This window comes from Bradyrhizobium sp. GW821-FHT13H06, from assembly GCF_058803975.1.
On record NZ_JBXAPN010000016.1, the window covers coordinates 38,204 to 60,275 of the forward strand.

At 56.0% G+C, this 22,072-nt stretch carries 18 protein-coding genes and 3 pseudogenes; 6 read left to right on the plus strand and 15 right to left on the minus strand.

Annotation, left to right across the window (positions count from 1 at the left end):
- Nucleotides 1-232: 232 nt before the first annotated feature.
- Together AC1RQP_RS37840 and AC1RQP_RS37845 are read left to right on the plus strand one after the other, a co-directional pair.
- The gene (locus AC1RQP_RS37840; protein ID WP_492942626.1) at nt 233-1,462 is read left to right on the plus strand and encodes an ABC transporter substrate-binding protein; all 1,230 of its coding nucleotides are present in this window, start codon (nt 233-235) and stop codon (nt 1,460-1,462) included.
- Between the two features lie 768 nt (nt 1,463-2,230).
- Nucleotides 2,231-2,593: a winged helix-turn-helix domain-containing protein gene (locus tag AC1RQP_RS37845; protein WP_492942731.1), complete on the plus strand. Its 363-nt coding sequence runs from the start codon at nt 2,231-2,233 to the stop codon at nt 2,591-2,593.
- Nucleotides 2,594-3,305: 712 nt separating this feature from the next.
- On the opposite strand, the gene AC1RQP_RS37850 is transcribed toward AC1RQP_RS37845, so the two are convergent.
- The 7 genes and pseudogenes from AC1RQP_RS37850 to AC1RQP_RS37880 all read right to left on the minus strand — a co-directional run bounded on the left by AC1RQP_RS37850 (nt 3,306) and on the right by AC1RQP_RS37880 (nt 8,870).
- Entirely contained in the window at nt 3,306-3,527 is a 222-nt protein-coding gene (locus AC1RQP_RS37850) for a hypothetical protein (protein ID WP_492942628.1), read from the minus strand.
- A 741-nt stretch (nt 3,528-4,268) separates the two neighbouring features.
- Nucleotides 4,269-4,706 (minus strand): DsrE family protein, encoded by a 438-nt coding sequence (locus tag AC1RQP_RS37855; protein WP_492942630.1) that lies wholly within the window; start codon nt 4,704-4,706, stop codon nt 4,269-4,271.
- A 63-nt stretch (nt 4,707-4,769) separates the two neighbouring features.
- Nucleotides 4,770-5,675, minus strand: coding sequence for an MBL fold metallo-hydrolase (locus AC1RQP_RS37860; RefSeq protein ID WP_492942733.1), 906 nt, complete (start codon nt 5,673-5,675; stop codon nt 4,770-4,772).
- Nucleotides 5,676-5,846: 171 nt separating this feature from the next.
- Nucleotides 5,847-6,647, minus strand: a pseudogene (locus AC1RQP_RS37865) (alpha/beta fold hydrolase).
- A gap of 163 nt (nt 6,648-6,810) precedes the next feature.
- On the minus strand, nt 6,811-7,575 hold the full coding sequence (locus tag AC1RQP_RS37870; RefSeq protein ID WP_492942632.1) for an HD domain-containing protein: 765 nt from the start codon (nt 7,573-7,575) through the stop codon (nt 6,811-6,813).
- A gap of 53 nt (nt 7,576-7,628) precedes the next feature.
- Complete coding sequence (locus AC1RQP_RS37875; protein WP_492942634.1) at nt 7,629-8,015, minus strand: DUF302 domain-containing protein; 387 nt, start codon at nt 8,013-8,015, stop codon at nt 7,629-7,631.
- Nucleotides 8,016-8,357: 342 nt separating this feature from the next.
- A complete protein-coding gene (locus AC1RQP_RS37880) occupies nt 8,358-8,870 on the minus strand; it encodes a Dps family protein (RefSeq protein WP_492942636.1) in 513 nt (170 codons plus the stop codon).
- 446 nt (nt 8,871-9,316) lie between these two features.
- Here AC1RQP_RS37880 and AC1RQP_RS37885 point away from each other — a divergent pair, with 446 nt between their 5' ends.
- Nucleotides 9,317-9,955, plus strand: coding sequence for an HD domain-containing protein (locus AC1RQP_RS37885; RefSeq protein ID WP_492942638.1), 639 nt, complete (start codon nt 9,317-9,319; stop codon nt 9,953-9,955).
- Nucleotides 9,956-10,281: 326 nt separating this feature from the next.
- Here the strand turns inward: AC1RQP_RS37885 and AC1RQP_RS37890 are convergent, their stop codons facing one another.
- From AC1RQP_RS37890 to AC1RQP_RS37925, 8 genes and pseudogenes are all read right to left on the minus strand, one after another.
- Entirely contained in the window at nt 10,282-10,878 is a 597-nt protein-coding gene (locus AC1RQP_RS37890; protein ID WP_492942735.1) for an ATP-binding protein, read from the minus strand.
- A gap of 84 nt (nt 10,879-10,962) precedes the next feature.
- A pseudogene (locus AC1RQP_RS37895) lies at nt 10,963-11,103 on the minus strand (hypothetical protein); the annotation flags it as partial.
- Nucleotides 11,046-12,386, minus strand: coding sequence for a DAHL domain-containing protein (locus AC1RQP_RS37900; RefSeq protein ID WP_492942640.1), 1,341 nt, complete (start codon nt 12,384-12,386; stop codon nt 11,046-11,048). The pseudogene AC1RQP_RS37895 and the gene AC1RQP_RS37900, both read right to left, overlap by 58 nt.
- A 58-nt stretch (nt 12,387-12,444) precedes the next feature.
- Complete coding sequence (locus AC1RQP_RS37905) at nt 12,445-13,413, minus strand: cytochrome-c peroxidase (protein ID WP_492942642.1); 969 nt, start codon at nt 13,411-13,413, stop codon at nt 12,445-12,447.
- Complete coding sequence (locus AC1RQP_RS37910; RefSeq protein ID WP_492942644.1) at nt 13,410-13,754, minus strand: hypothetical protein; 345 nt, start codon at nt 13,752-13,754, stop codon at nt 13,410-13,412. Before AC1RQP_RS37910 ends, AC1RQP_RS37905 begins: the two co-directional genes overlap by 4 nt.
- A 123-nt stretch (nt 13,755-13,877) precedes the next feature.
- Nucleotides 13,878-14,558, minus strand: a pseudogene (locus tag AC1RQP_RS37915) (response regulator).
- A 204-nt stretch (nt 14,559-14,762) separates the two neighbouring features.
- On the minus strand, nt 14,763-15,563 hold the full coding sequence (gene trpC / locus AC1RQP_RS37920; protein WP_492942737.1) for an indole-3-glycerol phosphate synthase TrpC: 801 nt from the start codon (nt 15,561-15,563) through the stop codon (nt 14,763-14,765).
- Between the two features lie 598 nt (nt 15,564-16,161).
- Complete coding sequence (locus tag AC1RQP_RS37925) at nt 16,162-16,731, minus strand: cupin domain-containing protein (protein WP_492942646.1); 570 nt, start codon at nt 16,729-16,731, stop codon at nt 16,162-16,164.
- A gap of 138 nt (nt 16,732-16,869) precedes the next feature.
- Here AC1RQP_RS37925 and AC1RQP_RS37930 point away from each other — a divergent pair, with 138 nt between their 5' ends.
- The 3 genes from AC1RQP_RS37930 to AC1RQP_RS37940 all read left to right on the plus strand — a co-directional run bounded on the left by AC1RQP_RS37930 (nt 16,870) and on the right by AC1RQP_RS37940 (nt 21,950).
- Nucleotides 16,870-17,499: a hypothetical protein gene (locus AC1RQP_RS37930; protein ID WP_492942648.1), complete on the plus strand. Its 630-nt coding sequence runs from the start codon at nt 16,870-16,872 to the stop codon at nt 17,497-17,499.
- Between the two features lie 243 nt (nt 17,500-17,742).
- Entirely contained in the window at nt 17,743-18,726 is a 984-nt protein-coding gene (locus AC1RQP_RS37935; protein ID WP_492942650.1) for an NADP-dependent oxidoreductase, read from the plus strand.
- A gap of 365 nt (nt 18,727-19,091) precedes the next feature.
- Nucleotides 19,092-21,950, plus strand: a complete 2,859-nt coding sequence (locus AC1RQP_RS37940; protein WP_492942652.1) for an ATP-binding protein — start codon at nt 19,092-19,094, stop codon at nt 21,948-21,950.
- Nucleotides 21,951-22,072: the final 122 nt, after the last annotated feature.

Here is a 22,072-nt window from a genome sequence, read left to right on the forward strand (position 1 = left end):
ACTTGAGATGCCAGTCGCCGCCCGAGACTTGTTGCAGCGCCAAAACCCCTTCCATCATACGTTGGTATAAATCGGCTTAAGCCAAAGGGAGGTGGCCGAGTGTGGGAAGACTTGTAAAATGCATTTTTTGGGATGCAGCCTCGAGAGGGATCCCCGACCCTCTGGAATCAGACAGAGGGCATTATTGGTTGCTCGATTAAGCGTTGTCTCTCCACGGCAAGGGATGATTGTCATGATGCAGCTCCGCTTCATTCTGTTCGTATCCGTCGCGTTGTTAGTTTCGCTCGCTACACATCCAAGTGCTGCTCAGAAGAAATACGATCCTGGCGCATCAGATACCGAGATCAGGGTCGGGAACATCATGCCGTATAGCGGCCCACTGTCGGCCTACGCGCAAATAGGGCGGACGCAAGCGGCCTATTTCCGGATGGTCAACGAACATGGCGGGATCAACGGGCGCAAGATCAATTTCATCAGCTATGACGATGCCTTCAGTCCGCCAAAAACCGTGGAGCAAGCACGGAAGCTCGTTGAAGGCGATGAGGTGCTCTTCATCTTCGAGAGCTTGGGCACCCCCACGAACGCGGCTATACAGAGGTACATGAACGAAAAGCACGTCCCTCATTTGTTTGTAGCGACCGGAGCGAGCAGGTTCGGCGACTACAAGACGTTTCCTTGGACTATAGGTTGGCAGCCGACCTACCAGACCGAAGGACGCATTTATGCAAGGCACATCCTCGAGAATATTCCGCATGGCAAGATCGCCATTCTTTATCAGAATGACGATTCCGGCCGTGACTACTTAAAAGGTCTGAAGGACGGGCTCGGGGAAGCCGCAGCAAAGCGTATGATCGTCGCCGAAATTTCGTACGACTTGACTGAGCCGACGGTGGACTCGAAGGTGGTGGCGCTGAGATCATCGGGCGCCGACATTTTCTTCGACGAGGCCTCACCAAAATTCGCCGCCCAAGCCATCAAGAAGGCCGCAGAAATCGGCTGGAGGCCAACCTTGATCCTGGCCAATATTTCGAATTCGGTAGGCGCAGTCCTCAAGCCGGCGGGCTTGGAAAACTCTAAGGGAGTTATTTCTGCGAATTATCTCAAAGACCCAACCGATCCAACTTGGAAGGATGACGCGGCCATCAAAGAATGGTCGGCCTTCATGGACCAGCACTTTCCGGATGGCGACAAGAGTTCGACCTTCACCGTGTATGGGTACGCGACCGCACAGACGCTTATACAGGTTCTTAAGCAATGCGGCGACGATTTGACGCGCGCGAACATCATGAGACAAGCGGCTAATTTGAAGGATCTTGAGCTTGGCGTCCTTCTCCCGGGCATAAAGATCAACACCAACGAAAGCGATTTTAATCCGATTGAGCAAATGCAGCTCTCGCGCTTCAACGGCGAGTACAACGAACTGTTCGGTAAACCGCTTTCTGGCGAAATGGGCACGCAGTAACGGATGCGAGTTTGCTGCGACTACTGTTCCTCACCCTTCTGTGGGGTATACTCTAATGCGTCACGCCCCCAGTAACCTTTGTTACCCGTTGTCCGGGCAGCAAAGAGGATTCCGCTTTGCTCTCGTATAAGGTACTTTTAGTAATCGGCAGCCAGGCAGAGGAGTGCACGTGGCGCCCCCAAGGATGACGTCAGGACCGGGGATGATCTTGTGGAGATTTCCCCGTTCCTGGAGCCCCTCGTTACATCAGCATTGATCATTTCACGGCCCCGGGGCAAGCCTCGGACGTGTGACGGGGCAAACCAGTTCGCTCCTGAACCTTTGTTCGCCCAGATCGCTCGCATTGACGAGTTCAAGCGCAACTGCGCCTTGCTCTAGCTACACGTGCCTGCGGCTCGGAGTGACCATGTCCATCGCCCTAGAACGGAGCATGAAAGGTACTATCAGGGCGGCCACTCGTTTCCAGGTCTATCACCGAATTCGGCTCTGTGATTTCAAAGCATTGCAGGGGGTGTCTGTCTTCAGAGTCCCTCAGAGCCAACGTATTCCGATCTCACAACTACTATACCATTGTATAGGCTTTTCTGTCTTTCCGACCTCTCGGTCCCACCAATGTGCGATTGCGACGCTGGACCTGGTTGTTGTTTGATTGGTTTGCAGCAAGCGCCTGAGGACAACCAAGAAAGACTGGTAAATGCCATGCAAATCAACGAACTCGTGCCTGCCCGCATACCCCGCCAACAGGATGTGTTAGGGCAAATATTGGATATGCCGACTAGCCAATCGCCAGAAGTTCTAAAGTTTGGACGTTATTACCTGATTCCCAGCAGACGTCTTCTCCTTGATGGCCAGCAGCAAGTGGAGCTGGGAGGACGGGCTTTCGACATACTGGCGCTCTTGGTAAAGCGATCCGGAGAAGTTGTCACTCATCGGCAGATTTTAGACCAGGTCTGGCAGGACTTGACGGTTAGCGAGTCAAGCATCCGAGTTCAGGTCTCCGATCTTAGACGTGCATTAGCCTCGAACTGTGAGCGCTTCATCGTGACCGTACCCACAAGAGGCTATGTGTTTGTTGCGCCGGTACAGCGCCTCACGTGCTGCCAGCTCAACAGGAATACGGTTACGAGCTGAGTTCGAGAGCACCCGGTAGGTTGATTTTGGTTGTCTCCGACGCTTGATCGCCTGCCCGGCGGCGCCACCCTTGTGCAAGGATCGATCACTAGGCCGTTGCCGCGTGAGGTTCCCCTGCCCCGGCTGTCGTGGCGCACCGTTCCCCTGCAATGCGGGATTGCCCACCTCTAACCACCTGCAGTCCCTCTGGCTGCGCAGTCCGCTCGGTGACGAGCGGGGGCTTAATTGCAGTGTCCTGTATAGGCTCTAGCTCGGATAAAGGCGCACACGCTAACTTCTCCCCTCTGAGCAACGATTGACCAGTAGGCGCCACCTGATTGGCCCCGGGGAACAGTTGGCGATGCTCAAAGCGCGCGGCTCGTTAGTTTCAAGAGCTATTCTCCGGGCGAGCATGACATCGCCCTCGACCAAGCCACCCAGCGGCACGAAGCACCAACCCGGTTCCGAGGCGTCCGTGTCCGTCAATCTCATTTGACGTTACCGGACGTTCCCCGCCGGATGCGGTACCGCTTCCCCGTATCACATCCTACAACGTCGAAGTACCCCTTCGCATTGAACTGAGCTCTTTCCTGTGGCGCGAGCCAGGAGCGCAGCAGCCTCAGCGTACGCCCGAATCGTATTCTCGTCCCTAAATCCTTGATAAATCCGACCAACCGCTAGGCCTCGAACTGTGCGCGGTCCTACGAGACCAAGCTTTCCCTTCACTTGGTGATCACCCGCCGACGAGCCGCGGGAAGAACAGCGTCTCCTCGGCCGTCGGATCAAACGCGGTGATCCTGGTTACCTCCCCCGGACCCCTCCGCACCGCCGCCGTATATCCCCTGCTAGTATATTCCACAAAGCGGTCCTCCGCCTCCGCCAGCGCATCTATACTGGAGCGGTCGAAGAAGTGCCGGCTGTCGCCGCTGTGATCCATAACGATTTGCGTTGCCATGCTGAGGCTCCTTGTTGCACCTTAGGAAGAATGTGGAAGACATTACCTCGTTCCTAACTTCCCAAAATCGCTGTCCGTTTGCGGGTAGGGACGCGCGCGCTGCATCAGCCGCATAGGAGGTCTCTCCGCCAAGTAGGTGGTAAAGAACGAATAATCAGGTTGAGTGTGCCATCTCCCGATCTCGCAGCAGCGCAACGGAGCGGCACTGCGCCGTCAAAGACGGCGGCTGCCGATGACGTGCGCACTGACGTGTCAGCAGCCAGGAGCTGTCACAAGACCAGCATCTCTGGCGAGATGGGAGACAAGACAAAGCTCGTGCTGAACCCCTGCGGATAAACACTTGGGGCCCTGCGAGTTAAGGTGATTGTTCACATTGTGAGCTACAGGTGCCCGTTCACTTGGGATTGGATCAGCCGCCGCCGAACTTGGATGGATCATCGTAAGCAGGAGGCTCGTCGTGGTCGGTTCGCAGACCGCCTGGAGCTGAATCGTCGCGATAAATCCGCGCTCCTCCCAATGTGACGTAGTTCGGAAGCGGGACCTGGGTAGGGCGAACGATGAAATGGCCAGACTTGTGATGCCATCTTGCGGCGTTCGCATAGGCACACAAGCCGATCAAGAAGCACAATCCCAAGACACAACGCACTGCGTTTTCTCCGATCACTTAGCCGTTGCATACACACAGGCGCGTCAACGGTGTTGAGCTAAGCGGGTCAGCTCTTCAACATTCGACCATCTCTCTTATTCAGTAATCTTCACGAATCCTCGCTGAACAAGCTGCGTCGTTCTTGCCATGGCGTCTGTATTGACTTTTATACCAGGCAGCAAATCAGCATTGCCCCAGCCGTGAGCCCTTGCGGTAGCGCCGCACAGCTCTAGGCGCACACCGCGGCCCATCAAGTCTGTCAGGAGCTCTCTGTAGGGATTACCGGTCGCGATGTTGCGATCGGCGTTGTAGGCCGCATCGTGCAGCGTTGCGTGGCCGGCATTTGTGTGAAAAACGGCGATAACCTCCGACCTGGCGCGCGAGCCGGCGATGTCGTTAGTGATAAGCTGAAGGTGAAAAATGGACGCCGGCAGATCGCCTTCGAACGTCAGCGCTCCGATGCTATACACTGTCTTCACGTCCTCAAGCGTTACCGGGATATCAATAAGAAGCGGCTTCTCGGAGGATAACATATGAATTCTCCTATCGAGCGATGAGACCATTTATGTGATTTGAGATGAGGTCTAGACGCCTTCCTAAACAAGTCGGGTGAAGAAAGTCGGGCTGATGAGGAATTGGCCCCACTTCGCGTCGAAAGCCGCCGTCGGCTTGGCAGTCATCGTTTCGTCTAACGAGCAACCCTGCTGTTTGAGCTCGCCGACATTGTCGCGGATTGCGAGAAGCATGTCGCGATAGGCCAACAGTTCTGCCTTATTGCTTATCGGGCTGCCGTGCCCTGGCACGACGATCATCTTATCGGATACCGCCGCAATATTCGCATCAGCCGCCTTGATCATCCCGTCAATGTTGCCGCCAGTTGAATAGTCGATAAATGGATAGATGCCGTTCCAATAGGTGTCGCCGCAATGAAAAATGTCTGCTTCAGGGATCGTCACCGATAAATCGCCGTCGGTGTGCGCGGGACCGTAGTACTTAAGCAGAAGCGTGGATCCATTCAGCTTCAGAACTTTTTCAGACGAAAGGGTTTCGGTGGGAACGGCCGACAGCGGAGAAGACGGGAAGTTGAAATCCCAGTCTTCGACCCTCTGGGCGGCTAGCAGATGCTTCTGGGTATTCTCATGGGCGATTCTGGCTGCCCCTTCCGCATTCAGCCACTGGTTACCGTCTGTATGATCGAAGTGCCAATGCGTGTTAATTAGGTGGGAAACCGGGTCGCGACTGAGGCTATTTGCAGCTTCCAAGATCCGCAGCCGAGATGCAGCGATCCCCGCATCGATAAAGACCTTGCCGTCCGCGCCCGTTACTACAGCGATATTGCCACCAGAACCTTCGAGGATGCTAATATTTGCGCTCAGCTTGTGGATCTTGATAGGGGCTTTGGCAGCGTCGTCACGAATAAGGTCCACAAGGTTGCGCGCTTTGGCAAAAGCATGTCCCGGCGAGAGCCAGCCCCCCGCCGCCGTAACGGTCGTTGCCGCCATGCAGCACAAGCAGAATCCACGTCGTGACATGCTATGCTGGTTCAGAGTAGCCATAGGTAGCTCCTAGGAACCCCTTAGGGCGCAGGATACGGCGTTGCGAGTGCAATCTTCGATCCGAACGATTGTGTCGACTTGCCATTGGTCGCGGTCGGGTACAACCAACGGCGATCCTCATTCGCTCTCGACGAATGCCAAGAGGTCTGCGTCGTGTTGGCCTCTGTCGTCGGCATGGCGTGTGGGAATCCCTTTGTAGATCCTCAGTGTACGGTTGATCAGAAGCTCAGCGGAGAGTGGTGCGGAATAGGCATATGGCACGATCTGATCGTCGTCACCGAGCATCACCAGTACGGGGACGTTGATCTTCTTTAGGTCCTCAGTGAAGTCAGTTTGCGAGAACGCGACGATGCCGTCGTAATGTGCTTTCGCTCCACCCATCATGTCTTGACGCCACCAGTTTAGGATCACGGGCTGCGACGGCTTCCTGTCAGGCCGATTGAACCCATAGAACGGCCCCGAGGCGATATTGAAGTAGAATGCCGATCGGTCTGCCGCCAATTCCCGCTGAAAGCCATCGAACACTCCCTTCGGCAGCCCCCCGGATTAGTAGGCGACTGTACCATCAAGGGCGGTACGGCAGAGAGGATTGCAGCCTTAGCCACGCGGGTTTCACCGTGCCGGGCTAAATAATGCACGACCTCCCCGCCACCCGTGGAGTGGCCGACATGTACCGCCTTTCTCAAGTCGAGGTGCTCAGTGAGTGCAGCGAGATCGTCAGCATAGTAATCCATGTCGTGTCCGGTCCAGCCCTGGCTCGAGCGCCCATGGCCACGGCGGTCGTAGGCGATGACGCGAAAACCATGATCAAGGAAGAACAGCATCTGCGCATCCCAATCGTCGGCAGATAACGGCCAGTCCCGAACCCCAGTCCTTGTAGAATATCTCTGTGCCGTCTTTGGTGGTGATCGTGGGCATCGCGAACCTCCTCCTTAGTTGAACCGCGTGAACCGAGCTAAAAATGGAATCCAAAGGTACAGGTGTTGCTCGTCGGTCCTTAGACTTCGTTCAAAGCCCGGGCTTGGTAACCAGCTGTCATTAAAGGCCGTCAAGAAGTGGGGCGGCTATCGAGGCACCTCGGCTATTTGCTGGTAACCCAGCGCGACGTCCGCATCAGACTGCTGAAGTCTCTGCGGCGAAAGTTGGAGTCCTTGTAGGCCAATACATCAGCCAAACCCGTGCCTTGAGTGGTCTCAGGGCGGTGCTTGAGGCTATCGTAAAGAGCCTGCAGAAAGCCTTCCGCGAATTGCCGCGGACGCGGGTAAGCTCCCTCTACAGCGCTCCGTTGCTCCGCAGTGAAGTCATCAAAACCGGCGCCAACAAGGTCCATGTTCGCAGCTTCCGCGAGGAGCGATGCAATCGGGTACAGATGCGGGGAAATCCCATTCGTGGTATGCAGCGCGATCGCAAGCCAGACCTTTTGACGGTCTGCTTCCGAAATGCCTTTACGGTGCAAAAATTCACGTGCAGCGTTCGCGCCATCAACTTCGTAGCGCAAATGGCTTGCCTTGTAGTCAGCGGTTAATCCGTAGTCGTGGAACATCGCCGCTACAAAGAGAAGCTCCGGATCGAACCGCAGGCCCTTGCGCTTTCCAGCCAAGGCAGCCCAACAATAAACGCGCATAGAGTGCTGAAAAAGTAACTCGCCTTCACGATCTCGGATTGCCTGAGCTGCGTCGCGAGCCAGATCGCTGTCCGGTACTTTTATGCCGGCGACTTCGATAGCATTTGAAGGCGCTTTGACAGCTGGCGGTTTCACGGCTTCGACCTGGCTCCTTGACACCGATGCGGTTCCGACCAACACCATCGCAAAGACCGCGAAGGTGAGAGTGGTACACAGCTTCATGGACATACTCCTTCTGTAGTCGAACTAGCGGACCGCACTTGATCGGACCTCTCTCAGTTGTTCGCAGCGGGAGGCTCCAGCGCATTGGCGATAATGTGCCCTACTCGAGCACGCCTTAATGCCATGCCTGCCGGCAGCCCATGTTTTCCATCGAGGCTGGCAGACGAGTTGTAGGCTACGTAGGTTCTACCCTGCTCACCTTCTCGAACAAGGAGCCGCAGCGGAAGTTCGAGCGCAAAATCTGGAGCAGTCAACATCAGAGGAGTGCCGCTTTTCGGGTCACCATATATGAGGACGGTCGTCGGGGGCATCTCCAATCCCGCCGATTGAGCCGCCGCTCGGTGATCGATGGTCGCAAAACTTCTCAAGCCGCTCGCTTCGATGGCTGAGCGCAAGCGAGTGAACGTCTCGGCAAATGAGTAATTGCTTTCCAGTCTCACGGCTTTCTCTCTATTCTTCCGCGGCAGCCACTCGGGTAACGGCGCAAATTCCGGACAATGCCGCTTGGCACAATTTCAAAGCCATCCGCGATCCCAAATTGTCACAGGTTGGCATGACAAGTTGCAGGGCACTTTGCGCCATCAGCGCCGAGAAGGAAGTGAAAGAACGGCAACTGATCCTTGAGCACCCTGCAAGCCACCTGCCCCTATAGCTGGTCGCCAGACTGCTGCACAGAAAGTCAAGAGGCTGACCGGCCGCGGTGAACAACAGAGTAGCCGTTCAGGCAAGAGAATTCCTGAACCAACATGAGTCGCGGATCGGCCCATTTTGCTACCTCGGCCCTAGTTGCGCGTAGCTTCCAACAGGAACCAGATTCGGCCTTCGGCTTCGTCAATCCAGTTTTCCAGCGCGCTCGCTGACGCAACATCTTTGTGTCGGTCACAGAGAACATGCGCATCAAGCATAAATTCTCGGAGCCGGAGGTTGTCAGCCCGAAGCTCACTCAGCATTTCCTCTGGCGAGAGTTCGCTTTCATCGGAGTCCTTGAGCCGCTGCCTACGGGCAATCTCGCCCACCGACCGGATCGTTTGACCACCAATTTTTCGGCAACGTTCGGCCACCGCGTCGACCATCGCGAACACCTGATCGGTTTGTTCATCCAACAGCAGGTGATAGTCCCGAAAATGAGGTCCCGCGATGTGCCAATGAAAGTTCTTGGTTTTCAGATACAAAGCGAAAACGTCCGCAAGTATGTCTGTCAGCGCACCGCTGATCTCAACAGCAACATCAGAAGGTAGGCTCTGCTCGATATGGGAGACAGGCGAAGCACTCCTGGCTTGTATTGCGGTACCCATCTCAACATTTCCTGTTTGGCTGCTTACCCGGTCGCCGTGGTATGCGCCTTCATCCGCGCAGGTGGAAGTGAAACTCCTTCACAGGCGAGATGACGCCGTTTCACTCGACTGCAGGCGCGAGAGTAAGAGGCAGTGCTTACGCCAGAAAGAGCCCGTCGCGTCCAAGGCGCGACGGGCAAGAGTCAGGGAGGAGCCACCAGCAATTCAGTTCGAGAAGCTCGACGCAAGTGCACTGTATTCAGGACGCGAATGAGAGAGGTCGAACCCCGCACGACCTGATTTAGACCTCGCGGTCCTTCCGCAGCATGAAGACTTGTCATACCGATGTTGGCGGAAATTCACTTCCCCCGCTTCTTCGAATTGAGCCACAATCGCTTCCAAACGGCTGCCGCTTCAACCTCATGCGCAGGCAGCTATTTCTTGTTCGGTCTACAGCGAGATGGCTAATGGCAACGATCGACGATATCCAGGTTCCCGACACGGCGCTTTGCAAGGAAATCCAAGAGCTCGTGCGCGACACCGAATCCGCGCTTCTGTTCAATCATTCAAGCCGAGTTTATCATTTCGGGGCGCTCACGGGTCTCCGTCGCGGCCTCACCTTCGACCGCGAACTCCTGTACGCGGGCGCGATGTTCCACGACATGGGCCTTACGCCGAAGTACAGCAGCAAGACCGAAAGGTTCGAAGTAGACGGAGCCAATGCTGCTCGCGATTTTCTGAAGGCTCGCGGCATCTCGCAAGCGGACATCGATCTTGTCTGGACGGCAATCGCTCTCCACACAACCCCCGGCATCCCCGTCCACATGCATCCGATCGTAGCACTCGTCACTGCTGGTGTAGAAATGGACGTATTAGGAATAGGGTACGATGAATTTTCCGACGAACAACGCCTCGCGATTGTTGCCGCAAACCCCAGGACGCCACATTTCAAGGAGGACATTATCTCCGCGTTCTATCAGGGAATAAAACATAAGCCGCATACCACTTTCGGCAATGTCAAGGCGGATGTCCTCGCGGATAAGGACCCTAACTTCCGTCCGATCAATTTCTGCAGCGTGATCCGGCACTCACACTGGAGCGCCTAGCGACAGACCACCGGAGTCGCCGAGATCTCTCTCTTGAACTGCTGCTCCGAAAGCCGTGACAAAACGGCTGCAATCTCCTCCAAACATATCGGCCATCGAACGACGTCCGAGACGCCTGCGGCCACGAGAGAGTCGGGATCGGTCTCAGAAGCCGACGTCGTTGCGACGATAAATGGCGTAAAAGGCAGCACCTGACGCAGATCATTCGCCACTTCGAGAGAGTGTGCCAAGGAACCTAGCTGGCCCAACACGACAAAGTCGAAACCGCCCGATCTCGTGATGCACGCGTCTATAGCGGCCTCTGCCGTCGTGAAACCGACCGCTTCCTATCCCAAAGCGGCAAGCTTCTCCTCATCGCCGAGCAACCGGTCCTTGTCAGGTTCCAGAAGCATAATGGCCTCGCCTCGGCCGAGGCCATCATCTCTCGTGGTTGCGGCAGGCAAAAGAGCTGTTTCGGCGCTCAACGGCAACCAGACCTCGAACCTGCTTCCTCTTCCAGGAAGGCTTGCGACATTGATCCCTCCTCTATGGTCGCAAACGATATCACGTACCGTTGCAAGCCCCAGCCCGTTCCCATCTGGCTTCGTTGTAAAGAACGGCTCAAATACGCGATCTAGTACGCCCGCGTCCATTCCGATTCCGGTGTCCACTACCGAGATCCTCAAATACCCTCCCGACGCGAGTTCGCCGTGCATGAGAGAAATCTTTGTCTCGGTCTGGTCGGTTTCAACAATGACCTGAATGCGACCCTTCCCTCCCATGGCGTCGTCCGCACTCTGACACAGATTGAGTATCACCTGCTGCAGTTGAACGGCCTCTCCCTTTACGATCACGCCGCTTGGAACTGATGTCATCTCGAGTTCGATTTTAGATGTCAGCGACGCCTGACAAAGTCGGATCGTCTCGCGCGTGAGTTCGACCATGCGAACTGATCTCCAGCCGATCTCGCGGCGTCGTCCAAACGCCAGGATCTGACCAACTAGATCTCGCGCCCGTTCCGCACCTTTCCGAATTCCGACGAGATGACGCGTGCTATCTCCGGACACGGCACTCGACTTCTGCATCATCTCCACGTGGCCCAGAATGCCGCCTAGTATGTTGTTGAAATTGTGAGCGATGCCGCTCGAAAATGCTCCAATCTCCTCCATTCTGCTCGATTGCTGAATGCGTCCCTAAGGCGAATGCGCTCCTCCTCGATAGACCTGCGGTCAATCACATGGATGAATGTGTCAAGCAGCATACGGAGCAATGTAAGCTCACCGCTATCCTGAAAGAGTGTGCTCACCGGACTGAGGGTCTCTAGGCCCAACGCGAGTACGCTTCCCTGTCGATCGATACCGGTTACGCATACCCAACCATTGACGCCCAGCTGATCGAGTTGAGACTTAGTTCGCCCTGCGGGTAGGCGGCTAACTCGGGGCGCGCTAATTCCGAGGTGCCCACTCTCTCCAGTCTGCGCGGCAAGCTCCAAAACCGCCTCCGGCCAGCCGGGAGGAAAGGGCGCGCTCGCGCAATGCCAACGATATGCCTTTTCGCGCTCACCTGGCATCACCAAATATGCCCTATCATAGCCGCTGTGGGACCCTAATTGCCCTATCGCACGCTCAATCTGCGCATCGATCTCGCCCGGCGCCGTCTTCACAAGTTGCATGGAGATATCCGCAAGCAAGTGCTCCAGGGCGGCTCGCTTCTGAAGGTCCGCTACCAGTGCCTTTAACCGGATTCCGAGGTACACAAGGAATGCCAGCAGCGCCAATGACGCGAGATACAGCGCTGATCTGTAGCTGCGCGCCGTGTTTCTAGAAGAGACTTGCCGAATCTGTATCAGATCGCGCAGCGCATCCAGATCTGCCTTCTTGGTGAGGATCAAGGTCTCCTTGAGAGTGTCGTCGATCGAGGGTAATAGCCTATGCAGAAGACGTCCATGGGCGACAAGAGGTTCCACTTCAGCGGATTGTCCCGCCACTTCTGCTTGACGTTCCAAATTCTCGAGCCGCATAGCCGCATTCGCCACCGCATCGGGCGACGTGTCCAGAGTGAGGTGGAGAATTGAGGTTGCGGCAGCGCCGATCGCAGCATCAAGCTCGCGCACGTCGGTACGGATCGCAAATCGAGCGAAAAATGCCAACGAGTTGCGAAGAACCGCGTTTTCCCGCTTGAATGATTCAATTAGGCTCTCTTCACGATCAATGGACTCCTTCAAACGACTAACGACTTCCCTTGTTTGCTCGTCGAACGAGGCCGTTTGTTCCAAATGAGAAACGAGGCGATGCGAATTATCCATCTCACTCACAACCAGATCGTAGTTGCGCGATAAGCCGATGCGGGTCTCCAGAAGATCACGATACAGTGCATCCTGAACGAGCTCGAGACGATCGATGTCGTTCAGCGCGAGGTCGAACTGCTCGGCGCGAGGGTTGATTGCGCGCACGATAGCCCCGTGAGGATCACAATAAGGCTGAAACCGGTTATCATCGGTCGATGGAAGCTCATGGTCGACCTCCCACAACGGGCCGGCCTCTGAAATTGCCAGTCAGGGTTTTCAGGAACGCCACGACCGAAGCGATCTGATTATCGGTCAGGCTACGATCAAGCTGAGCGGCGGCCATTCGTCGAACAGCACTCTCAAGTGTTGGCGCGCTTCCGTCGTGAAAATAGGGAGCGGTTGCTTCCACGTTGCGCAAACTAGGAACACGGACCTGCCTCGGGCCCGATTGCACTAGGGGAGCAAAGATACCCTGCCGGGTCACCAGATTGCCCCCGACATTGATTCCCTGATGGCAAGAACTGCATCCGACCGCATCGAAAGTATTGTATCCCTCAACCTCCGCCGGCGTCAGAGCCGTCGAGTCCCCCTGAAGCCATCGATCGAAGCGGCTGTCGGGCGTAAGCAACGACTTCTCAAAAGTTACCAGTGCGTCAAGCACGCCTTCACTGTCGACGGAACGTCCATACGCTTTCAGAAATCTCTCATCTAAATCCCGGTCGGCCTTCAGCTTAACGACAACATCTTCAATGTCGCTATGCATGCCGGAGGGGTCCGCAATCGACGCCCTCGCCTGCTCGGAAAGGTCTCTTAAGCTCCCGCTCCATGTATGCCGATAATTCAGTGCCGCATTGAAGACTGTCGGTACATCGAGAGCTGCACCTCTTGACGGCGCCTGATGCGAGTAAGCTCCATTGCTCGTAAGGTCGTGGCAGCTGGAGCACGATAGCTTACCGTCCGCAGACAGCCGCACATCTCCGAACAGACTCTCGCCCAAGCCCAGCTTCCGAGGGTCGGCCCTTGGAGGCTGCGGGATCGGGACAATCGTAGCGCCGACTTGAAATTGCTCAAGTGATGACCAGCCGCTACTTCCTTGGCCGTCAGCAACGGCACCAGTTAGATCAGAAGCTGAAGCAGCAGCCAGAAAAATCACGGACAACAAGCGCGCATTACCGTTGGGCCCGCTCATCATCTCCGCAAACCCCGACGCTTCGATTGGCGGGCGACTGATGCAAGCGCGCCTTCTTTATCGAGGGCCTTGGCATGAGCCTGCGCCGTTAACGAGACAACATTGGCGATGACCCACGAGCAGACTGCGACCAACAGCCAGGAAGGCTGGCCCACAGACAGGCGGCTGTATTGGCAGATGAACGTCACAATTAGGCTCGACGGCTTTGCCACAATTGGATCTAGCCCCCAGCTCGGCCGGACAGGCGGCTGATTTTCTTGATCAGTCGACGATTGTCTTTTCGTAATAGATTTCCGGCGGTTCTCCACTCTCTCACGAACGAGACCGATTTGCTTGATCAACATGCCTTTCTCCGCCGCAACCGACGTTGCACATCGTGTGAGCCTCCCGTTGCCTGGCCAGTACAGAACAGCGATAACGAGGTTACATCAGCAACACTAGGCATGGATGTGAATGCCTTCTGATGTTCACGAGAGCCGCTCCACAGGCAGCGTGAAAACATACCTGATCCCTCGCTCCGTACGAATGATAGAGGGTGCGCTTGGGTCCGTTTCGAGCTTGCGTCGCAATCGAAGAACCTGCACGTCGATACTCCGATCATAGATATCCTCGTGAACCCGGGTTGCTTGGAGAAGATGTTCACGAGAGAGCGGCCTTTGCGGAGCATCTAAAAACGCCGTCAGCAATGCATATTCCCCCTTGGAAAGAGGTACTGCTTCGCCGCTAGAATTGGTCAGGCGACGCGCTCGCCTATCGATCTGCCAATTGCCGAAACGCCAGAGACCCTTCCCCCTATCCGCTTGAGCCGAGGCCAACCCTGCGTCTCGGCGCCGCAGGACCGCTCTGATACGTGCAAGAAGCTCCCGCAGGCCGAAAGGCTTTATCAAGTAGTCGTCCGCGCCAAGTTCTAGTCCCACTACACGATCGATTTCGTCGCGCCGATGACCTGTCACAATAATCACTGGGATATCGCTTTTCGCCCTGATCTCGCGGAGCAGGTCCAGACCGTCCTCCTGCCCGAGGCGAAGATCAAGAATCACGAGATCCGGCTTATGCTGCGCGAGAATGACGCGCGGCTGTTCTCGTCACGACGCTGAGATCACGTGAAAGCCGTTATCAGTCAGATAGTCGGTTACCAGCTGACGCATTGTAAGATCGTCTTCGACGACGACACACGTCAACGTTTGGTGGGCAGCGACGTCAAGTCTTTGCAATGGAGGTCGGGCTCGTTTAGCTCAGATGGCCGCGCTTCTAAGCCTGATAGTCGACCCCTCAGCGGACGAGCGACGCTTGCTCTCGCTACGAGCTTCGGCGCTCTGTGGGCCAAGCCCCCTTCTAGTGAGCTCGGCAGCCTATCTGCGATTCCTCGTCAACAAGGCGCGCGTTGCTACAGTCACGTCCGCTTGCCGCATGAGACTTTCTCCGACCAAGACGGTGGATATACCTATTCGCCCGAGACGAGCGATATCGTCCGGGGTGGATATCCCGCTTTCCCCGACGAGCAGCCGATCCTTTGGGACGTACCGGGCCAACTCCTCACTGACGGTAAGCGTCGTTTCGAATGTTCGGAGGTTACGATTATTGATCCCAATCAATGGTGAACGCAGGCGCAAGGCACGTTCCAGTTCAGTGCGATTATGTATTTCGATCAGCACGTCCATGCCCAAGTCAAATGCCGCGGTTTCAAGCTCGCCCGCGGTCTGATCGTCAAGGGCGGCCATGATCAGCAAAATACAATCTGCGCCATAGGCCCGCGCTTCTACCACCTGATATACGTCGAACATAAAGTCCTTTCGCAGAACCGGCAGACTCGTCGCATCTCGAGCCCACGTCAGGAATTCAAGTTGTCCCTGAAAGGACGGTTGATCCGTTAGAACCGATAAGCAAGCAGCACCTCCCGCCTCATATGCTTTCGCCAAAGCGACAGGATCAAACTGCTCTCGGATAAGCCCTTTAGAGGGCGACGCCTTTTTGATCTCTGCAATTAGGGCACACTCTCCCGATGCTCGCTTTTTCCGAAGCGCAGACGCAAAGCCTCGGGCGGGCGCCGAACGCTTGGCCCGAGAGAGCAACTCACTCATCGGTAGCGCATGCTTGGCATGCACTATTTCCGCAAGCTTGTATTCTTCTATTCTTTTCAGGATATCCGGTATCATGTCTCATCTGCCTTGCGCATGAGTTGTTGTGGAGCTCGTAACCAGCTGGCTAGTACAGCCACAGATCGGTGCGCTTGACGTTGCGCGGCCACCTAACGTTCCAACATGTTCGGTCGGCGAACGTGGTCGCATCGAGCGAGTTGGCAAGGCGCGTTCAACACTCGAAGCAGTACCGCACGGTGAATTCAATCATATCTCGATCATAAACGCCAAAACTGCCAAGCGTCTCATCGTCCAAGCGAGCTAGCGAGCGAATCACGCTTTCTACGGACGTCCCCTCGGGTCCGGAAGGTCCTGAGTTCGCCGAGCCTGAACCATAGTGGAAGTCGCTCTTATTATTATCCCGTTCATTGTTCACCCTTGACGTCTCGGTCATTGCAGACACCCTGTCTTCCGCGGGACCTTCATGGTCCATGGGAAATATGATGAGGCTTGGGTGCTACAGGATCGCTACTCCCATCGATTTATGATTTCAGCTGAAACCTCTCCTCGCATTTCTGCCACGAACCATGTGCGAGGCTCCGGCAAGTCGTGCTGCATTCTGGCTGTGGCGGCGATCAGGTCGGGCCTGCCCGCGAACTACATGCCTACCACACTACTTGCCAGGTTCGGTGTCAGGTACCGTGAGGGGCCTATCGTCGGCTTTGACTATAAAGACCGCCAACATGCTTGCCGGTTCTGTATCGCTTGCATTTTCGCTGATCAAATGATGTGCTCCCGGTTCTTCGTAGAAGCTTTCGCCAGGGCGATAGACTCGTTCGTGCTCTGCGCCGACTGCGCTGCGGACCGCTCCGGAGAGCACGTAGGCATAGATGAACGCGGATCCGGCGTGGCGATGAGGCCGAGACCGTGCCCCCGGGGGGTAGCTGACGACTACTGCAATCATCTTTCTGTCAGGCAGGTTGGGAATCGGCCGCTCGAAAATTGGCTTTACGCTCTCAGACGGTTGGCCTGCCGCAGGTGCTGACTCCCGAGTCTGTTCCTTCAGTTGAGTCATTTGGAACTTGGCCGCCTCGCCAGAGATCATCTCTGACCACTGGTAACGAGTAAGGGATACTTCGCTATCCTCGTGCGCCTTCGGCGCAGCCTCTGATAAAGCGGGAAGGGATATAGTCACGATGGCAGCCTTCGCAATGAGCGATGCAATCGACTTACATGACGACATTCAGTGTACTCCTGCAATGAGAGGCCGAGGCACCTGACGAACATGTCGCGATGACAGCAGCGTGCAATGGTTGTTAGCTGCCACGGGCCGCTATCTACGGCCACAACGCACATAGCGCTCGCGCTTGGGCCCCTGCAGATGCTCGCCAGTAAGGCGCTCATCTCGCTCTGCATCATCCAACAAATATGCGCGACCATGGAAGTGAAACGATTTCAATACTATCGTGAGCATGGCGCATGGTACTCTCTTCATTCAAATTGTCTCATCGAGCCATTCGAGACAATGGCGCTCCCGGCTCCTACAGCTGAATGCTATTCATATGAGGCGTGCATTCTAGCCACTTTACTGTCTAGCAACCGGAGAATAGGACTTTGCGGCTTCTTCAATGAGCTCGGAGAAGCACTCATCATGAAAGACCTCCACGATTGGCTCTCGCGACAGCACCACGGGCTGCGCACCTTCCAGCTCTTCCGGCAGGAGCTAGAGACTCTCGCTGTAGGCGACCCGAATAACAGAGCTTTGTATAAGCTGCTAAGCTTGCTCGCATCGCGTTATATAGATGCGTTCTACGAAGAGCCCGTTCCGGTTTCGATCGCTGATCGCGCCTTTGCTGGCTTGCTGGAGGTCCTAGATAGTCTCGACTTATCAAAGTCGGCGGACGGGCGTCTGAGCGACCTGAATCGTGTTGCGGCAATTGACCTTCTTGCGCAACCGCCGGAGTGTGTCGGCCACCAAGCCGAACCATCGGCATCAGCTCCAATTGGATAGCCGCCCGATCCGCCGGAGCGCGATTTCGAACGACCGCTTCGCAGCGCGAGCCCGATTTTGCCGGGACAGAGCCCAGTACGAACGGATATGAACGCTACGGGATTATAGGCTGCAGCCGTTTCACTTCGTGTGCTTGCAGACCAATGATATCTCGTTTGCCTCAACGACCTGGTCGAGCTGCTTTGGACCGCTCGCCGCGTGGCAGCTATAAGCAAAGATCCTAACACGAATAGGAGTTAAGATATGTCAGACGAGCTAGATAGCGATGCCGCGCGATCTACATTGCCGATGAAAGCCTGGCGTGTTCACAACTTCGGAGCGCCAGAAGCCATGAGGTTCGAAACGATTGATCGTCCCAAGCCGGGTCCCGGCGAAGTGCTCGTGAGGGTTCGTGCAGCAGGCGTAGGGCCTTGGGACGCATGGATACGATCAGGCCGCAGCGCCTTGCCTCAACCCCTGCCGCTAACGTTAGGTTCTGACCTGGCCGGCGAGGTTCGCGAAGTGGGCTCTGGTTCTGTCGAGCTCAGCGTAGGTGAAGAGGTTTTCGGGGTAACGAACAAGCAATTTCTTGGGGCGTATGCCGAGTACGCAGTCGCCAGCGCTTCGATGTTAGCAAAGCGACCGAAGTCACTAACATATGTCGAGGCAGCGTCAGTTCCCGTAGTCGCGGTCACTGCCTGGCAAGCTCTTTTCGAGTACGCTCGCCTTGCCTCGGGCCAGAGGGTGCTAATCCATGGGGCTGCCGGAAGCGTCGGCAGCTATGCGGTGCAGCTCGCACATGGCGCGAATGTCAATGTCGTCGCAACAGCAGCAAGCGCGGATATGGATTACGTGCGGAAGCTTGGCGCCGGCGAGGTGATCGATTATCGCAGCCAACGTTTCGAGGAACACGTCAGAGAGGTCGATGCAGTCATTGACCTCGTTGGCGGCGAAACGCAGACCCGCTCATTCGACGTCCTCCATCGCGACGGAAAGCTGATCTCGACAGTGTCTCCGCCGGACCAACGGCTTGCTAAAAGCCACAATGTCCACGCAGAGTTCTTCCTAGTGGAAGTGACCACTGAGAGGCTGAAAAGAATAGCCGAACTCCTCGATCGTGGTAAGCTAAAGCCCGAAGTAGGTGCAGTGCTTCCGTTGTCGGATGCCCGAAAGGCACACATAATGCTCGAGGGTGGCATCTCGCGTCCAAGAGGCAAGATCGTGCTCAGCGTTGATGCGCCCCAATAGAGCCGCTTCGTACCGCGATCGACTTGGAGACCGGCGATGCGCTTGCGAGAAGAGAGCTCCTCTTCAGCCGCATTAAGCGGCGATGGCAATTGAACAGCAGGCCCGGCCAGAACGCCGCAAAGCAACTCACTGCCTGCGCAGACTCGGCATGCGTGAGGCGCCCAGGGCGAGTCCAAGGACGGGCCCCACTCGACAAACTTTCCTATTCTGTCCTGCGACGATCTCTACAAAGTTGTGGTTAGGCCTTTGGCAAACAGGGCCCAAGCTGCAATTGCAGCTCGAATGACACAAGGATATTCTCCGGCCGAAGACCTGCTTCCGCCAGGTCGCCATGATTGCAAGGTTCAGATCACTGGATTTGAACTATGGCCGAGTTGAAGACAGTTGCGCGCAGAGAAGTCTTCGTCTTTGGACCTTTCCGCTTGAATGTTGCGGGCAGAATTCTAAGCAAAGGCGATCAATCGCTTGCCGTTGGCAGCCGAGCGATGGACATACTGATGGTGCTTCTCGAGCACGCTGGAGAAGTCGTTAGTCAAAAAGAGCTGCTTTCAAGAGCTTGGCCCGATGTCTATGTCGGCCAGACCAATCTGAGGGTCCACATTGCCGCTCTGCGCAGGACTCTCGATCCCGAAGGAGATGGCTTACGGTACATCGCAAACGTTTCCGGCCGTGGCTATTGTTTCGTCGCACCCGTGCAACGCGCGGGGGAAGATCCGCGCGGGCTCTTCAGCAGCCGCGCTATCCGCACTACGACTCGCCAACTACTACCGCAACCGACCCGAATAATAGGGCGGGACAAGACAGTGATGGAACTCTCCACTGGTTTGGCGGCCCACCGCTTCGTGACTGTTATAGGTCCAGGAGGCGTTGGAAAGACAACTGTTGCCCTTGCAGCGGCCCGTGCTTTTGCCGCACAGATGCAGATCCCCGCGTGCTTTGTGGACCTCTGTTCCCACGGCAGCTCGGCCTCGCTGCCAAACATTGTGGGCTTAGCGTTGGGCTATCCGCTACTCTCGCATGATCCGACTTCCGCCCTCGTTAGTTTTCTCCGGAGCAGTGCTCTTCTCCTAGTACTCGACAATTGCGAGAACTCGATAGACGCTGCCGCAGAACTGACAGGGCGCATCTATCGAGATAGTGCACGAACATACATCCTTGCAACCAGTCGCGAAGCGTTGCGCGCCACTGGCGAGCATATCCAGATCTTGAGCGCTCTGGATTACCCGCCCGACAGATCCAGCCTGAGCGCCACCGAAGCACTGAGCTATGCTTCTGCCGAGCTGTTTGTCGAACGCGCGACTGCCGCGGGATACAAGCTCCCGTTACTCGATTCAGATGCTCCACAACTCGCAAGGATTTGCCGCCGGCTAGATGGCATTCCCTTTGCGTTAGAACTGGCAGCGAGTCGTGTCGGCTCGCTCGGTCTTCGCAACACTGCCGATCTTCTGGAAGGCAACTTCGTACTCGATTGGAGAGGCCGTCGAACCGCGACCAGCAGGCACCAAACCATCGCTAAGCTGCTTGATTGGAGTTATCTTCTTCTAACTTCCGCAGAGCGAACCGTTCTGAGCCGCGCGTCCGTGTTCGCCGATGCTTTTACCAACGAGCTCGCCGCAAACGTCATCACCGATGCGAATTTGAGTCGACAGGCCGTCTGCGACGCGTTGGCAGGCCTCGCTTCAAAATCCTTGATATGCGCCACCGATTATGGGGGAGACGTTCGATATCGCCTTCTGGAGATCACTCGCAGCTATGCTTCGGTAAAGCTCGACGAAAGCGGCGATGCACAAGATACTCGCCGAAGGCACGCAACCGCTTTCGCAGGACTCTTGGAGATGCGCTCCAAATCATGTTTTCCGCTTGAGACCTGCGATATCCATAGCTGGGACATTTATGTCAAAGACGTTCGCGCGGCGCTCAAATGGGTGCTATCGGCGCATAGAGATCCTGAGCTTGCCCCGCGGCTAGCTGCGTTGGCCGCGCCGCTTTTGATCCGGATGTCATTCTTCGAGGAATGCCGACGTTCTTGCCTGAAAGCTCTTGCGTTGTTGCCGCACCAACACGCCGGTGGGCGTATCGAGATGCACTTACAGGGAGCTCTATCGTTTACTTCTATGTTCATAAAGGGAAATAGCGAAGAGGTGCGAGCAAGCCTTGAGAGAGGCTTGACGATCGCCATTAACCTCCACGACAGCAATCAGCAACTCCATTTCCTAGCGGGTCTCAATGCTTTCTTGTACAGATCGGGCAATTTTCGCGCTGCCATTGCCGTCGGAAGGCAGGCACGGATCGTCGCGAAAAATGGCAACATACCAATGGGTTTGGTCGCCGCCGACTGGATGCTCGGAATCGCCTATCATTGCGTCGGCAGTCAAGATGCTGCGGAAAGGCACTGCCGGCGGGGTTTCTCTCGCTCGGTTCGCGTTGAAATGCCCGAGCCGAGCTATTTCGGCTATGATCATCGCGTCCGCGCACTTGTCGGTCTGGCGGGCATTCTATGGCTACGCGGCTTCGCCAAGCGCGCTCTCGGCGTTGCAGAACAGGCCATACGAGAGGCGGAAGTTCGAAAAGAGCCGATTTCTATTTGCGTCTCGCTTTATACTGTCCAGGTCTTTCTCAGAGCTGGCCGGCTTCAGCGCGCTGCTGAGCTGTCTGAGCGGCTGACGGAGTATGCAACTGAACATGGTTTAGCTCCATTTCGGGCGATTGGGTTCGCATTCAAGGGGGAGATCGCTCTGTACAATGGAGAGCTGACCAAAGGTATCGAGCTGCTCCGGGAGGCGCTTTCTTCGCTCCGATCTGAGCAGCACAACATTTTGCAAACGGTCTTTGCTGGCGCCTTAGCAGATGGCCTTAAGCAACAGCGACGTTTTGACGAAGCGCTGACGCTTGTTGATAGGGCGATAGGTTTGGCGACTGAATCAGGAGCTGCACTTGAGCTCGCCGAGTTGCTACGTATTAAGGCCGAGGTCTTAGCCGCGATAACGCCCGCTGATGAATGTTCGGCGATCACGACGATACGCCGCTCATTAAAGGTCAGCCAAAAACAAGCTGCGTTGGCGTATCAGCTGCGCTCCGCGATAACATTTAATCGGCTCGAATGCCAACAAGGGGTTGATCATGGCGCGAGGGCGGTTCTTGAGTCGATTTACCGTCAGTTTACTGAGGGGCTAGAAGGGCCTGATCTTCAATCGGCACGAGCCGTTCTCCAGGTCCCACAATGATTGGAGCTTGGCTTGTTCGTCTGCAAACGGCATCGCGCTAGGCACCGACAAACGGGTTCTGGGCGGCAGAGGGGCAGCGGTGCCATCGGTTACGAGCCTATAATTGACTGTAATGACTTTAC